This is a genomic window from Clavibacter sp. B3I6, assembly GCF_030816895.1.
Taxonomy (GTDB): Bacteria; Actinomycetota; Actinomycetes; order Actinomycetales; family Microbacteriaceae; genus Clavibacter.
Genome location: NZ_JAUSYL010000001.1, coordinates 1,239,946 through 1,253,238, shown reverse-complemented (window position 1 = coordinate 1,253,238; position 13,293 = coordinate 1,239,946). Strand labels below are relative to the sequence as shown.

General features: G+C 74.6%; 12 protein-coding genes, 1 pseudogene and 1 riboswitch. Of the genes and pseudogenes, 3 read left to right on the top strand and 10 right to left on the bottom strand.

Annotated elements, in window-relative coordinates; translation table 11 throughout:
* Positions 1-87 precede the first annotated feature (87 nt).
* Positions 88-756, top strand: a complete 669-nt coding sequence (locus tag QFZ62_RS05890; protein ID WP_307502935.1) for a hypothetical protein — start codon at positions 88-90, stop codon at positions 754-756.
* Between the two features lie 102 nt (positions 757-858).
* On the opposite strand, the gene QFZ62_RS05885 is transcribed toward QFZ62_RS05890, so the two are convergent.
* Entirely contained in the window at positions 859-2,274 is a 1,416-nt protein-coding gene (locus QFZ62_RS05885; RefSeq protein ID WP_307502932.1) for an MFS transporter, read from the bottom strand.
* A gap of 319 nt (positions 2,275-2,593) precedes the next feature.
* On the opposite strand from QFZ62_RS05885, the gene QFZ62_RS05880 reads away from it, so the two are divergent.
* Positions 2,594-2,872: a hypothetical protein gene (locus tag QFZ62_RS05880; protein ID WP_307502929.1), complete on the top strand. Its 279-nt coding sequence runs from the start codon at positions 2,594-2,596 to the stop codon at positions 2,870-2,872.
* A gap of 44 nt (positions 2,873-2,916) precedes the next feature.
* On the opposite strand, the gene ribH is transcribed toward QFZ62_RS05880, so the two are convergent.
* From ribH to QFZ62_RS05840, 8 genes and pseudogenes are all read right to left on the bottom strand, one after another.
* Positions 2,917-3,399 carry a 6,7-dimethyl-8-ribityllumazine synthase gene (gene ribH / locus QFZ62_RS05875; protein ID WP_307502927.1) on the bottom strand — a complete coding sequence of 161 codons (483 nt, stop codon included), beginning with the start codon at positions 3,397-3,399 and terminating at the stop codon, positions 2,917-2,919.
* Positions 3,396-4,742, bottom strand: a complete 1,347-nt coding sequence (gene ribA, locus QFZ62_RS05870) for a GTP cyclohydrolase II (protein ID WP_307502923.1) — start codon at positions 4,740-4,742, stop codon at positions 3,396-3,398. Before ribA ends, ribH begins: the two co-directional genes overlap by 4 nt.
* Positions 4,739-5,386: a riboflavin synthase gene (locus tag QFZ62_RS05865; protein WP_307502920.1), complete on the bottom strand. Its 648-nt coding sequence runs from the start codon at positions 5,384-5,386 to the stop codon at positions 4,739-4,741. Before QFZ62_RS05865 ends, ribA begins: the two co-directional genes overlap by 4 nt.
* Positions 5,386-6,457 (bottom strand): annotated as a pseudogene (gene ribD, locus QFZ62_RS05860) (bifunctional diaminohydroxyphosphoribosylaminopyrimidine deaminase/5-amino-6-(5-phosphoribosylamino)uracil reductase RibD). The gene QFZ62_RS05865 and the pseudogene ribD overlap by 1 nt, the downstream one beginning before the upstream one ends.
* Positions 6,458-6,525: 68 nt before the next feature.
* A riboswitch (FMN riboswitch) is annotated at positions 6,526-6,673 on the bottom strand.
* 82 nt (positions 6,674-6,755) lie between these two features.
* The gene (locus QFZ62_RS05855; RefSeq protein WP_307502919.1) at positions 6,756-7,577 is read right to left on the bottom strand and encodes an HAD family hydrolase; all 822 of its coding nucleotides are present in this window, start codon (positions 7,575-7,577) and stop codon (positions 6,756-6,758) included.
* On the bottom strand, positions 7,574-8,587 hold the full coding sequence (gene trpS / locus QFZ62_RS05850) for a tryptophan--tRNA ligase (RefSeq protein WP_307502916.1): 1,014 nt from the start codon (positions 8,585-8,587) through the stop codon (positions 7,574-7,576). Before trpS ends, QFZ62_RS05855 begins: the two co-directional genes overlap by 4 nt.
* 80 nt (positions 8,588-8,667) lie before the next feature.
* A complete protein-coding gene (locus QFZ62_RS05845) occupies positions 8,668-9,513 on the bottom strand; it encodes an exodeoxyribonuclease III (RefSeq protein ID WP_307502914.1) in 846 nt (281 codons plus the stop codon).
* A 10-nt stretch (positions 9,514-9,523) separates the two neighbouring features.
* Entirely contained in the window at positions 9,524-10,648 is a 1,125-nt protein-coding gene (locus tag QFZ62_RS05840; RefSeq protein ID WP_307502911.1) for a YihY/virulence factor BrkB family protein, read from the bottom strand.
* Between the two features lie 124 nt (positions 10,649-10,772).
* Here QFZ62_RS05840 and ptsP point away from each other — a divergent pair, with 124 nt between their 5' ends.
* A complete protein-coding gene (gene ptsP, locus QFZ62_RS05835; RefSeq protein ID WP_307502909.1) occupies positions 10,773-12,428 on the top strand; it encodes a phosphoenolpyruvate--protein phosphotransferase in 1,656 nt (551 codons plus the stop codon).
* 90 nt (positions 12,429-12,518) lie between these two features.
* Here the strand turns inward: ptsP and QFZ62_RS05830 are convergent, their stop codons facing one another.
* Positions 12,519-13,280: a succinate dehydrogenase iron-sulfur subunit gene (locus tag QFZ62_RS05830; protein WP_119381684.1), complete on the bottom strand. Its 762-nt coding sequence runs from the start codon at positions 13,278-13,280 to the stop codon at positions 12,519-12,521.
* Between the last annotated feature and the right edge of the window lie 13 nt (positions 13,281-13,293).

Sequence of the window (13,293 nt, the reverse complement as noted above, 5' to 3'; positions counted from 1 at the left end):
CGGGGGCGCGCCCTGTCGCCCGCACCGCCGCGCGGCTACGGTCGGACCATCGACGGCGACGGGGGAGGCGCGATGCGCGCGACGGCCATGAGCGGATCACGCACGACGACGCTGGTCGCGGGCCTCGCCGTCGTGGGCACTGTGCTCCTCGACCCGGCCGTGCTCCGCGGCATCCGCATCCAGCCGACGCCGGACATCGAGTCGACCCTCGTGCTGCAGGGGCCGCTGGTCGACCTGGCGCAGGTGCTCCTCGTGCTGGTGGCCGCCGTCGTGCTCGCCTGCGGGATGCGCGGCGAGCCGGGCCTCCTCCGGGCGTCACGCGCGGCCGGGGCCGCCGCGCTCGTCGCCGCGGTCGCGACCGCGGCGGTCGCGGGGTGGCGGACGCTCGTCGCCCCGTCGGCGTCGGCGGACGGGATCGTGCCGCCCGGGGTCGCCGCGCTCAGCACGGCGCTCGATGCGGTGCAGGGCACCGCCGTCGTGGTCCTGGCGCTGCTCGTCTTCCGGCGGAGGCTGCTCGAGCCGCCGGCCCGGGTGCCGCTCCTGGTGCTCGGCCTGTCCTGGGGTGCGTACCTGCTCCTCGTGCCGGTGATCGGGATGCTCGCGGCGGGCGACGGCGGGTCGTCGCTGATCCTCCCGCTCCTCGTGTTCCCCGGGCTGGTCGTCGCGGCGTCGGCGGCGCTCGGCGTCGGCCTCCTGGTGCACGGGCGGTCCGCCGCGATGCGCGCGCGGGCGGAGAGGATCCGCCGGGCGTGGTGAGCCGGGTCCGACCGCTGCGCGCCCGCATGCGGACGGCCGCCCGTCGCATCGCGCGACGAGCGGCCGGGGGATCGGCCGGGGCCGATCAGGTGGGGCAGGGGATCAGCTGACGTTCCCCGCGTAGTCCGCGTCGCGCGTCTCGCGGCTGATGATCAGCGCGACCAGGGTGATCGCCGCCATCGCGCTCAGGTAGACGCCCACGAGGAACACGTTCCCGTCGAGCAGCTGCCACAGGGCCACGGCGATGAAGGGCGCGACGGCCGCGCCGAGGATGCTCGCGACGTTGTAGCTGATCGCGGACCCCGTGTAGCGCACGTTCGTCGGGAAGAGCTCCGGCAGCACGGCGCCCATCGGGCCGAAGGTGAGGCCCATCAGGGTGAACCCGATGATGAGCAGCGCCATCGTGCCGACGAACCCGGCCGAGAACAGCGGCACGAAGAGCAGGCCGAAGAGCAGGATCCCGACGGTGGTCGCGATGAGCATCTTGCGGCGGCCGTACCTCTCGGCCAGCGGACCCGAGACCATCGTGAAGATGCCGAAGAAGACGACGCCGACGATCAGCATGAGCAGGAAGTCGTTCCGCGCGTAGCCGAGGCCCGCGGCGAAGGTGTCCGGGTTGAAGGGCTTGCCGGCGGCGGTCGCGGCGGCCTCGGCGGCGGCGGCGTCGCGCGCCGTGGTGCCGTAGGTGAGCGTGAACGTCGTCATGAGGTAGAAGAGCGTGTAGGTCGCCAGCATGATGAACGTGCCGAGGATCAGCGGGCGCCAGCTCGAGACGAACACGCGCGCGACGGGCAGCTTGGCGACCTCGCCCGCGTCCACGACCTTCTGGAAGGCCGGCGTCTCGATGAGCTTGAGGCGGACGTAGAGGCCGACGATCACGAGCACGGCGCTCGCGAGGAACGGCACGCGCCAGCCCCACGACTGGAACTGCTCCGGGCTGAGGCCGAGGCTGAGCGCGAGGAACACGCCGTTGGCGACGATGAAGCCGATGGGCGCGCCGAGCTGCGGGAACGTGCCGTAGATGGCGCGCTTGCCCGCGGGCGCGTTCTCGGTCGCGAGGAGGGCGGCGCCGCTCCACTCGCCGCCGAGGCCGAGGCCCTGGCCGAAGCGCATGATCACGAGGAGCGCGGGGGCCGCGACCTCCCAGCCGGGCGTGAGCGCGGTGGGCAGGCAGCCGATCAGGACGGTCGCGACGCCCATCGTGAGCAGCGACGCGACGAGCGTGCCCTTCCGGCCGATGCGGTCGCCGAAGTGGCCGAAGACGATGGATCCGATGGGCCGGGCGATGAACGCGACGCCGAACACCGCGAAGGACGCGAGCTGCGCGACCGTCGGGTCGTCGTTCGCGAAGAAGAGGGCGGGGAAGACGAGCACCGCCGCGGTCGCGTAGACGTAGAAGTCGTAGAACTCGATCGACGTGCCGATGAGGCTCGCGATGATGACGCGCGAGCGCGAGTTCCCGGCGGGCGGGGTGGCGGTGGACGGGACGGCGGCGCTGGCCGCGCGGGTGGAGGACATGGTGCGGGAGACGGCTTTCGGCTGATGCGGCGTGAGCGGCAGGGGCGCGCGGAGAGGCGGGCGCGCCGGTCGGGCGCGGGCGCCGGGTGCGGCGGAGTCGAGGGGGCCACTCGTGATGGCCGTACGAGCCTACGCCCGCGGGGAGTCCGCTGGGAAAACGGGGGCGGGGGTCGCGGGTGCGTCCGCGCGGGACGGTCACGCCGGGGGATGCGGCAGGCGGCGGGGGAGGCCGACCGCCGCCGCGATCCGTAGGGTCGGGGGAGGCAATGCAGGATCCCGCGCCGGCGGGACCGCGGACGCCGAGACGACGAGGAGACACATGGAGCACGAGACCGGACGCGCCATCCTGCCGGGGCTCGCCAAGCTCTGCGGCATCGGCGCGCTCGCCGCCGCCGCGACCGGCTACTGGTACCTCGCGATCCCGTTCGCCGCGGTCGTCGTCCTCTGCGTGCTGCAGCTGCGCCGCTGGACGCACCACGAGCTCGAGGAGCGCGCCCGCCTCGCCGAGGAGCCGACGGAGGAGGAGCAGGACGCCGCTCCCACCTGGGACGCGGACGGCGGGCTCTCCCAAGGCCCCCGCCCGGACGCCCCGCGATAGCTCCGCGCCACGCCCGGCCGGCCGGTCAGGCCGCGCAGCGCGGGTCAGGCCCCGCGGATCCCCCGCAGCAGCAGCGCCGTCGTCACCGCGGCCTCGGCCGCCTCGGCGCCCTTGTCCTCCTTGGAGCCGGGGAGCCCCGCGCGGTCGAGCCCCTGCTGCTCGTCGTCGAGCGTGAGCAGCCCGAAGCCGATCGGCTTGCCCGTCATCAGCGACGCCTGCGTGAGGCCCGACGTGGCCGCGTCCGAGACGTACTCGAAGTGCGGGGTGCCGCCGCGGATGATGACGCCGAGCGCCACGACCGCGTCGGCCCCCGCGTCGAGGGCGGCGCGGGCGACGACGGGCAGCTCGAAGCTGCCCGGCACGCGGATCACCGTGGTGGTGACGCCCGCCGCGTCGAGCACGCGCTGCGCGCCGGCGAGGAGGCCCGCGCTGATCTCGTCGTGCCAGCGGCCGGCGACGACCGTGACGGCCAGCCCCGATCCGTCGAGCGCGGTGGGGTCGATCTCGGGTGCTCCGTGTCCGCTCATGCGGTCTCCTCCTCGGGGATGGTGGTGGTCGATGCGGTGGTGGTGCGCAGCCCGTCCGGCGCCTCGGCGTCGGGGTAGGCGTCCGGGCCGATGGGCATGTCGGTGTCGAGCACCAGGCGGTGCCCCATGCGGTCGCGCTTGGTCGCGAGGTAGCCGGCGTTCGCGGCGGTGACGCCGACGACGAGCGGCACGCGCTCCGTCACCTCGACCCCGTGCGCCTCGAGCTGCCGCACCTTCTCCGGGTTGTTGGTGAGCAGGCGCACGTCCTGGATCCCCATGTCCTGCAGGATCGCCGACGCCGCGCCGTAGTCGCGCGCGTCCGCCGGCAGCCCGAGCGCGATGTTGGCGTCGAGCGTGTCGAGCCCGTCCTCCTGGAGCCGGTACGCGCGGAGCTTGTTGATGAGCCCGATCCCGCGCCCCTCGTGCCCGCGGAGGTAGACGACGACGCCGCCCTCGCGCTGGATCTCGTCGAGCGCCGCGTCGAGCTGCGGCCCGCACTCGCACTTGAGGGATCCGAGGGCCTCGCCCGTCAGGCACTCGGAGTGCACGCGCACGAGGGTCCTGTGCGGGCGCGGCTCGCCCGCGACGACGGCCACGTGGTCGGCGCCCGTCGTGCGGTCGCGGTAGGCGCGCAGGCGGAAGTCGCCGTGCGTGGTGGGGACGGTGGTCTCGACCTCGAAGATCACGCGCGAGGCCTCGGGGATCTCCACGGCGGGCTCGAGCGGCCGGTCGCAGTGGAACTCCTCCAGGTGCGCCTTCAGCGCCTCGATCGTGACGACGAGCACGCCCTCCCGGGCGCCGAGCTCGAGGAGGCCGGGGAGGCGCATCATCTCGCCGTCGTCCTGCACGATCTCGGAGATCGCCCCGACGGGCGTGAGGCCCGCGAGCGTGAGGAGGTCGACCGCGGCCTCGGTGTGGCCGTCGCGCTCGCGCACGCCGCCCTCCACCGCGCGGAGCGGCAGGATGTGGCCGGGCCGGTGCAGGCTCGCCGGGACGCTGCCGAGATCCGCCAGCACGCGCAGGGTGTGGGCGCGGTCGGACGCGCTGATCCCCGTGGAGAGCCGGTCGGCCGCGTCCACGCTCACCGTGTACGCGGTGCCGCGCGGGTCCCGGTTGTCGGCCACCATGAGCGGCAGCTCCAGCCGGTCGGCGATCTCGTTCGTCATGGGCGCGCAGATGAAGCCGGAGGAGTGCCTCACCAGCCACGCCACCCACTCCGGCGAGGCGGACTCGGCGGCGAGCAGCACGTCGCCCTCGTTCTCGCGGCTCTCGTCGTCGACGACGATCACGGGTCGTCCGGCGCGCAGCTCCTGGAGCGCGGCGGGGATGTCGGCGAGGCTCATGAGCGGTCTCCCGCCCGGTCGTCGCGGTCTCGCGCGTCGAGCGCGAGCATCCGCTGCACGTGGCGCGCGAGCACGTCGGTCTCGAGGTTGACCTCGTCGCCGACCTCGAGCGCGCCGAGCGTGGTGGCGCTCAGCGTCTCGGGGATGAGCGACACCTCGAACCAGGCGTCCGCGTCGGCCGTGTCGGTGGGGCTGACCGCGCTCACCGTGAGGCTCACGCCCTGCACGGTGATGGATCCGCGGTCGACGACGAGCGGCGCGAGGTCCGCGGGCAGCGAGAAGCGGAGGATCCGCCACGCCTCGCCCGGCGTGGTCGCCAGCAGGCGCCCGGTGCCGTCGACGTGGCCCTGGACGATGTGGCCGCCCAGCCGGTCGCCGACGCGCGCCGCGCGCTCGAGGTTGACGGGGTCGCCGACGGCGAGCCGGCCGAGCGAGCTCATCACGAGCGTCTGCCGCATCACGTCGGCGGTGAAGCCCTCGGGCGTCTGCGCGACGACCGTGAGGCACACGCCGTCGACGCTGATGGAGTCGCCGTGCCGGGCGTCGGACACCGCGAGCGGCGCCTCCACCGTGATCCGGGCGGAGTCGCCCTCGGCGTCGAGCGCGAGGACGCGTCCGCGCTCCTCGATGATCCCTGTGAACATCACTGGCCTTCCATGGTGGGTCGTGCGGTCACGAGGAGGTCGTCCCCGAGCCGCGTCGTGCTGATGAGGGTGAGTCGGTGGGCGTCCGGCATGCTCGGCACGCCGAGGTCGCCGGTCGCGGTGCGGGGGCCGCCGAGGAGGACGGGCGCGAGGTACGCGACCACCTCGTCCACGAGACCGGCGGCGAGGAGCGCGGAGACGACCGTCGGGCCGCCCTCCACGAAGACGTGCCGGATCCCGCGGCGGCCGAGCTCCTCGAGGGCTGCGGCCGGCTCGTGGCCCGGGAGGCGGATCAGGCGCCGCGGGTGCCGGTGCACGGCCGCGTCCTCCGGGATCGCGCGGTCGCCGAGCACGACGGGAGCGGGCTGGTGCGGGTAGGGGATGCCGTCGGGTCGGCGCGCGGTGAGCGCGGGGTCGTCCGCGAGCACGGTGCCGGTGCCCACGAGGATCGCGTCGGCCTCGGCGCGGCGGCGGTGCACGTCGTGGCGCGCGGCAGGCCCGGTGATCCAGCGGCTCGTGCCGTCGGCGGCCGCGATGCGCCCGTCCAGGCTGGAGGCCCACTTCGCGGTGACGAAGGGGCGGCCGAGCCGGGCGGATCCGAGCCACACCCGCAGGAACGCGCCGGCCTCGTCGGCGAGCACGCCGGGGACGACCTCGACGCCCGCCGCGCGGAGCCGGTCGGCCCCGCCGGAGGACTGGGCGCCCGGGTCGGCGACCGCGTAGGCGACGCGGGCGACGCCGGCCTCGACCAGCGCGGCCGCGCACGGACCGGTGCGGCCGGTGTGATTGCACGGCTCGAGCGTGACCACCGCGGTGGCTCCGCGTGCGCCGCCCGCGGGCAGCTGCCGGAGGGGCGTCCACCTCGGCGTGGGCGGATCCTGCCCCGCGGTGACGGCCCTCGGCGATGACCCGGCCGCGGGCGTCGAGGATCACGCAGCCGACCCGCGGGTTCGGGCCCCAGGAGGGTCCCTCGGCGGCGAGCTCGAGGCCGCGGCGCATGGCGCGCTCGAGCGCGTCGCCGTCCGCGGGCGCGAGCGCGTTCGCGGGGGCTGCCGTCGGGTCGTCGTGCATGGTGTCCTCGTCCGTGGACGGACTCCGGGCGCGGTCGACGGACCTCGACGCCGGCAGGGTCGCTGGCGCCGCGTGCTGCCTCCCATCCGGACTTTAACCGTCGGTCCCGGAATCCCACCGGATCGGCGGACGAGGCTCCCGGGGACCCGGTCGCGCATCGTCCGTTCGCGGACTGTCACCGCCGGCTCGGATTTCCACCGACCCCGGAGCACGTGTATCCCCCGAGATTAGCCCACGCGGCTGGGAGGGCCGCCCGCGGATGACGCGATGCGACGCGGAGCGCACGTGCCGGGCGGTCTCAGCCGCCGATCAACGCGTCCACGGCGTCAGCCAGCGCGTCGAGCGCGGTGATGCGCGCGATGCCGGCGCGCTCCGCCCGCGCGCGGTCCTCCGCGGGCACGTCCGGCCAGCCGCGCTCGGGGTCGCCCGCGGGCTCGCGCGCCGGATCCGCGGTGCCCGCGTCGGCGTCGAGCCACACGCCGCCCGCCAGGCCTGCATCGGCCGCGCCGAGCGCGTCGGTGCGGAGCCGGTCGCCCACCATGACGGCGTCGGCCGGATCCACGCCCGCCTCGGCGCAGGCGAGCAGGAAGATCCGCGGGTCGGGCTTCGCGAAGCCCAGGTCGCCGGAGCAGACGACGGGGTCGAGCCGCGCGGTGAGCCCCGCGGCGGCGATCTTCGGCTCCTGCTGGCTGCGCTCGCCGTTGGTCACCACGCCGAAGCGCACGCCCGGGTGGCGGCGCTCGATCTCGTCGAGCGCCCCGTGCGCGCCCGGCAGCGTGCGCCACGACGCCTCGTAGCCGCGCAGGTAGCCGGCGAACCACGCGTCCGTCGCGTCGTCGTCGTCGGCGAGGGCCCCCGCATCAGCGGAGCCCCAGGCGGCGAGGAAGCCGCGCGCCCGCGCGCGCCGCTGCCCCTGGTAGTCGAGCTCGCCCGCGAGGTAGCGGTGGTAGTGCTCCTCCTCGAGCGCCCGCCACAGCGCGACGGCCCGGTCGACCGCCGCCGTGTCGGCCGCGTCCAGCAGCCCGCTCGCGGCGAGGTGCGCCGTGATCCCGTCGGCCACGGCACCGCGGTGGTCCACCAGCGTGTCGTCGAGGTCGAGGAGGACCAGCCGGAGGGTCACCGGCCGACGCGCCGCACGAGGCCGACCGCGTCGTACACGCGGGCGAGCATCGCGTCGGCCCGCTCCTCGGCGCGCGCCGCGTTCCCGGCGAGAACCCGGTCGAGCTCGGCCGGGTCGTCGAGCAGCTCGAGCGTCCGCGCCCGGATCGGCTCGAAGACGCCCGTGACGGTCTCGGCCACGTCCTTCTTGAGGTCGCCGTAGCCGCGGCCCGCGTAGCGCTCCTCGAGCGCCGGCACAGCCGTCCCCTCGAAGGCCGACAGGATCGTCAGCAGGTTCGAGACGCCCGGCTTCCCGCCGCGGTCGAAGCGGATCTCGCGCTCCGTGTCGGTGACGGCCGAGCGGATCTTCTTCGCGGTCCGCGCGGGCTCGTCGAGCAGCCACACCACGCCCGCGTCGCTGGCGGCGGACTTGCTCATCTTCGACGTCGGGTCCTGGAGGTCGTAGATGCGGGCGGTGTCCTTCTGGATCATCGGCTCGGGGATCGTGAACGTGTCGCCGAACCGGGAGTTGAAGCGCTTGGCGAGGTCGCGGGTGAGCTCCACGTGCTGCTTCTGGTCGTCGCCGACGGGCACGACCTCGGTGCCGTAGAGCAGGATGTCCGCCGCCATGAGGGTCGGGTACGCGAAGAGCCCGAGCGTCGTGGCGTCCGCGCCCTGCTTCTGCGACTTGTCCTTGAACTGCGTCATGCGGCTGGCCTCGCCGAAGCCGGTGAGGGTGTTGAGGATCCAGGCCAGCTCGGTGTGCGCGGAGACGTGCGACTGCACGAACAGCGTCGAGACGGCCGGATCGATGCCCGCGGCGATGTACTGGGCGGCGGTGCGGCGGGTGGAGTCGCGGAGGGCCGCGGGATCCTGCGGCACGGTGATCGCGTGCAGGTCGACGACGCAGAAGACGGCGTCGTGCGTGGTCTGCATCTCCTTCCACTGCAGGAGCGCGCCGATGTAGTTGCCGATCTGCAGCGAGTCGGCGGACGGCTGCATGCCGGAGAAGAGGACGGGACGTGCGGTCATGGCAGGGCCTTCGTGTGCGGAGCGCGGGGCGCTCGGGTGCGCCGGTCGGGCGCGAGACGGGGGAGGGGAGAGGCGGCGGGTCAGAGCGCGTAGTCGACGACCACGGGCGTGTGGTCCGACCATCGCTGGTCGTAGGCGTCGGCGCGGTCGACCGCGTAGCCGACGACCTTCTCCGCGAGCGCGGGGGTCGCGAGCTGGTAGTCGATGCGCCAGCCGGTGTCGTTGTCGAACGCCTTGCCGCGCCAGCTCCACCACGTGTACGGGCCGTCGACCTCGCCGGCCTGCTGGCGCCCGACGTCGACCCAGCCGAGGCCGGGTCCGGTGGATCCGTCGACGCCCGTGACGTCCTCGCCGCGGGCGCCGAGGATGCGGTCGAGGTAGGCGCGCTCGCGCGGGAGGAACCCGGCGCGCTTCACGTTGCCCTTCCAGTTGCGGATGTCGAGCTCCCGGTGGCCGACGTTCAGGTCGCCCACGACGACCGCCAGCTCGGAGTGGGCCTGGATCTCGGGCAGGCGCCGTTCCATGCCGTCGAGGAAGCGCCACTTCTCGTCCTGCTTGGCGGTGCCGACCTCGCCGGAGTGCACGTAGGCGCTCACGACGGTGACGATGGTGCCGTCCACGTCGTAGTCGGCCTCGAGCCAGCGGCCCGCGCTGTCGAAGTCCTCCTCGCCGATGGCCACGCGGTGGATCTCCGCGCGGCGGCGGCTCGCGAGGGCGACGCCGGCGCGGCCCTTGGCGGTCGCGGCGTCGTGCAGCACGTTCCACTCGGGTCCGAGGAGGTCCTCGATGTCCGTCGTCTCGGCGCGCACCTCCTGGATCGCCAGGATGTCGACGTCACGCGTGTCGAGCCAGTCGCCCATGCCCTTGCGGAACGCGGCCCGGATGCCGTTCGTGTTGATGGACGCGACGCGGAGGTTCGAGGGCATGGCATCGATCCTAACGGCGGCGCCTCCGGCGGAACCGGAGCAGGACCCGCGTGAGCCCGCGCGACTGCGCGTACCGCTCCCGCTCCCGGGCGCGCTCCTCCTCCTCGAGGATCCGGCGCGCCTCGTCGAGCTTCGCGAGCCGCTCCTTCTCGAGCTGCTCGGGGGTGAGGTCGCGGGCGTCGATGCCGCGGTCGGCCATGCCGACGGCGATCCACGAGGCGCACACGAGGATGACCTGGCAGATGAGGTTGAACCAGATCAGGAGGCCGATGATCACCGCGAAGGACGCGAGCAGCGGGTTCCGGCTCGCGCCGCCGAGCAGCGCCGTGCCGAGCACCTTGAGGACGCCCATGGCGACGCCGCCGAGGAGCGCGCCCTGCAGGAGCTGCGGCCGCGGGATCCGGACGCCCGACAGGATCCGGTACGCCCCGGCCAGCACGGCCGTGTCGAGCGCCAGCACGAGCGCGAGGCCCACGGTGCGGCCGACGACGATGGCGAGGAGCGAGTCCTCGCCCACCTGCAGCAGCCGGAACGCGACGCCGAGGAGCCCCGTGCTCACGACCGAGAGGCCGGCTGAGAGCAGCATCGCGAGGGCGAAGCAGAGCGCGAGCCCGAGGTCCTTCACCTTGAGGAGCAGGAAGAACGTGGCGGGCGGCGGCAGGTCGAAGATGCGGCGCACCGAGTCGCGCGTGGACGCCAGCCAGCCGAGCGCGGTCACGAGGAGGCCGACGGAGCCGATGAGCCCGGTCGCGCGCACGGCGTCCGACGCGAGCAGCGCCTCCGGGTCCTTGATGGCCCCACCCGGCCCGAAGAGCCCGGGCACCGCGCCCTGGATGAGCGCGAGCAGCGAGTCGAGCAGCGCGGGGTTGCCCGCCAGCACGGATCCGGCCACCGAGAACCCGACCGCGAGCGCGGCGAACACCGCGAAGACCGCCTGGTACGACATGCCGGCCGCGAGGATCGGCCCGCCCGCGGCCCCGTAGGCGAGGAACACCCGCACGGGCCGGAGCTCCATCACGCGGGCGACGAGCGCCGGGATTCCCGTGGGCGCGGGCCCGTCGGCGGCACCGGCGGCGGGGGAGGAGGGCGCGTCGGCCGGCCGGTCGGGCCGTCCGCGCGTCTCGGGGGCGGTCATCTCCCGAGGATACGGGCCGCCGGGCCCCTGCTAGCGTGGACGGGCCGTTCCGGCAGCCCGGCCGGACGGCCACCCGCGCGGACGGCGATCGTCCGCGCGGCATGCACCGAGCGAGGGAGTCCCTGTGCGCATCACCGGTATCGGAGTCGGACACGGAGTGGCCACCGGGCCCGTGATGCGGATGCCCGACCCGTTGCCGGAGCCCGGCACGGAGCGCTTCACGGGCGACGCCGGGGCCGAGGTCGCCCGCGTCGCCGGGGCCCTCGCCGCCACCGCCGACGACCTCGCCGAGCGGGGCGCCCGTGCCGGCGGCGACGCGAAGGACGTGCTCGACGCGCAGTCGCTCATGGCGCGCGACCCCGCGCTCCTCGACTCGGTGGGCCGCCTCGTCGGCCAGGGCCGCTCGGGCGAGCGCGCCGTGTTCGAGGCCTTCGCCACCTTCCAGGAGCTCTTGACGGGCATGGGCGGCTACATGGCCGAGCGCGCGGCCGACCTCGCCGACGTCGCCCAGCGCGTCATCGCCCGGCTCCGCGGCGTGCCCGCGCCGGGCATCCCCACCGCGGACGCGCCGTTCGTCCTCGTCGCGCGCGACCTCGCGCCGGCCGACACCGCGCTCCTCGAGCTCGACCGCGTGCTCGCCCTCGTCACCACCGACGGCGGGCCCACCAGCCACACCGCGATCCTCGCCCGCAGCCGCTCCATCCCCGCCATCGTGGGCGCGGTCGGCGCCGCGGACCTCGCGGAGGGCGTCGAGGTCGTGGTGGACGCCGCCGCCGGGGTCGTGATCGCGCATCCCGACGACGCCGAGCGCCAGGACGCCCTCGACCGGATCCGCGCCCGCGAGGAGGCGCTCGCCGCGCCCCTCACGGACGGCGCGCTCGCCGACGGCACGCCCGTGCCGCTCCTCGCGAACCTCGGCTCGCCCGCGGAGGCCGCGCGCGCCGTCGAGCTCGGCGCCGAGGGCGTCGGCCTCTTCCGCACCGAGTTCCTGTTCCTGGACGCCGCCACCGCGCCCACCGTCGCGGAGCAGACCTCGCAGTACACGCGCCTCCTCCAGGCGTTCCCGGGACGCAAGGTCGTGGTCCGCGCGCTGGACGCGGGAGCCGACAAGCCCCTCGCCTTCCTCACCGACGCCGACGAGGAGAACCCGGCCCTCGGGCTCCGGGGCCTCCGCGCGCTGCGGGCGCACGAGGACGTCCTCCGCGACCAGCTGACGGCCCTGGCCGCGGCGGACGCGGCGACCGACGCGGACCTCTGGGTCATGGCGCCCATGGTCGGCGACGCCGAGGAGACGCTCTACTTCGTGCAGCTCGGCCGCGAGCTCGGCCTCACGACCGTCGGCGTGATGGCCGAGGTGCCGTCGCTCGCGATCCTCGCCGACCAGGTCGTGGAGGTCGCGGACTTCGTGAGCATCGGCACCAACGACCTCACGCAGTACACGATGGCGGCCGACCGGCTGCTCGGCTCGGTCGCGTCCTACCAGGACCCGTGGCACCCCGCCGTGCTCCGCCTCGTGCGCACCCTCGGCGACGCGGGCCGCGCCTCCGGGACCCCGGTCGGCATCTGCGGCGAGGCGGCAGCGGATCCGCGCCTCGCCGTCGTGCTCGTCGGCCTCGGCGCCACGAGCCTGTCGATGACGCCCGCCGCCCTCGCCGACGTCCGACTCGAGCTCGGCCGCCGCACCCTCGACGACGCCCGTGCCGCCGCCGAGGCCGCGCTCACGGGCCGCACGGCGGCCGAGGCGCGCGCCGCCGCGGAGCGGGTGCTCGCCGACCGCTGATCCGCCGCACGGAGATCCCTCCTGCGCACGACGACGGCCCCGCCGCTCCTCTCGGAGCCGCGGGGCCGTCGTGGTGTCGGGCGGGAGGCGCTACGCCTTGCCGCGCATGATCGCCTGCTTGACCTCGGCGATCGCCTGCGTCACCTGGATGCCGCGCGGGCACGCCTCGGAGCAGTTGAAGGTCGTGCGGCAGCGCCACACGCCCTCCTTGTCGTTCAGGATGTCGAGGCGCACGTTCGACTCGTCGCGCGAGTCGAAGATGAAGCGGTGCGCGTTGACGATGGCGGCGGGCCCGAAGTACTGGCCGTCCGTCCAGAAGACGGGGCACGACGACGTGCACGCGGCGCAGAGGATGCACTTGGTGGTGTCGTCGAAGCGGGCGCGCTCGGCGGCGGACTGGATCCGCTCCTTGCCCTTCTCCGGCTTCGTGTTCGAGATGAGGAAGGGCTGCACGTCGCGGAACGACTCGAAGAACGGCTCCATGTCGACGACCAGATCCTTCTCCAGCGGCAGGCCCTTGATGGCCTCCACGTAGATGGGCTGGTCGATGTCGAGGTCCTTGATGAGCGTCTTGCAGGCCAGTCGGTTGCGGCCGTTGATGCGCATCGCGTCGGATCCGCACACGCCGTGTGCGCAGGAGCGGCGGAAGGTCAGCGACCCGTCCTGCTCCCACTTGATCTTGTGCAGGGCGTCGAGGATCCGGTCGGTCGGGTAGACCTCGACGTCGAAGTCCTCCCAGCGCGGCTCGGCGTCCTGGCCGGGCAGGAAGCGGCGGATGATGAGGGTGACCGTGAAGGTCGGGATGGCCGAGGCCTCTCCCGCGGGGGGTGCGTCCAGGGTTGCGGTGCTCACGTGTGCGGTCCTA

What these genes read in the sequence shown, in the direction of transcription:
- QFZ62_RS05890 (WP_307502935.1), top strand. Translation starts at nt 88, where the DNA reads ATGAGCGGATCACGCACGACGACGCTGGTCGCGGGCCTCGCCGTCGTG.
- QFZ62_RS05885 (WP_307502932.1), bottom strand. Translation starts at nt 2,274, where the DNA reads ATGTCCTCCACCCGCGCGGCCAGCGCCGCCGTCCCGTCCACCGCCACC.
- QFZ62_RS05880 (WP_307502929.1), top strand. Translation starts at nt 2,594, where the DNA reads ATGGAGCACGAGACCGGACGCGCCATCCTGCCGGGGCTCGCCAAGCTC.
- ribH (WP_307502927.1), bottom strand. Translation starts at nt 3,399, where the DNA reads ATGAGCGGACACGGAGCACCCGAGATCGACCCCACCGCGCTCGACGGA.
- ribA (WP_307502923.1), bottom strand. Translation starts at nt 4,742, where the DNA reads ATGAGCCTCGCCGACATCCCCGCCGCGCTCCAGGAGCTGCGCGCCGGA.
- QFZ62_RS05865 (WP_307502920.1), bottom strand. Translation starts at nt 5,386, where the DNA reads ATGTTCACAGGGATCATCGAGGAGCGCGGACGCGTCCTCGCGCTCGAC.
- trpS (WP_307502916.1), bottom strand. Translation starts at nt 8,587, where the DNA reads ATGACCGCACGTCCCGTCCTCTTCTCCGGCATGCAGCCGTCCGCCGAC.
- QFZ62_RS05845 (WP_307502914.1), bottom strand. Translation starts at nt 9,513, where the DNA reads ATGCCCTCGAACCTCCGCGTCGCGTCCATCAACACGAACGGCATCCGG.
- QFZ62_RS05840 (WP_307502911.1), bottom strand. Translation starts at nt 10,648, where the DNA reads ATGACCGCCCCCGAGACGCGCGGACGGCCCGACCGGCCGGCCGACGCG.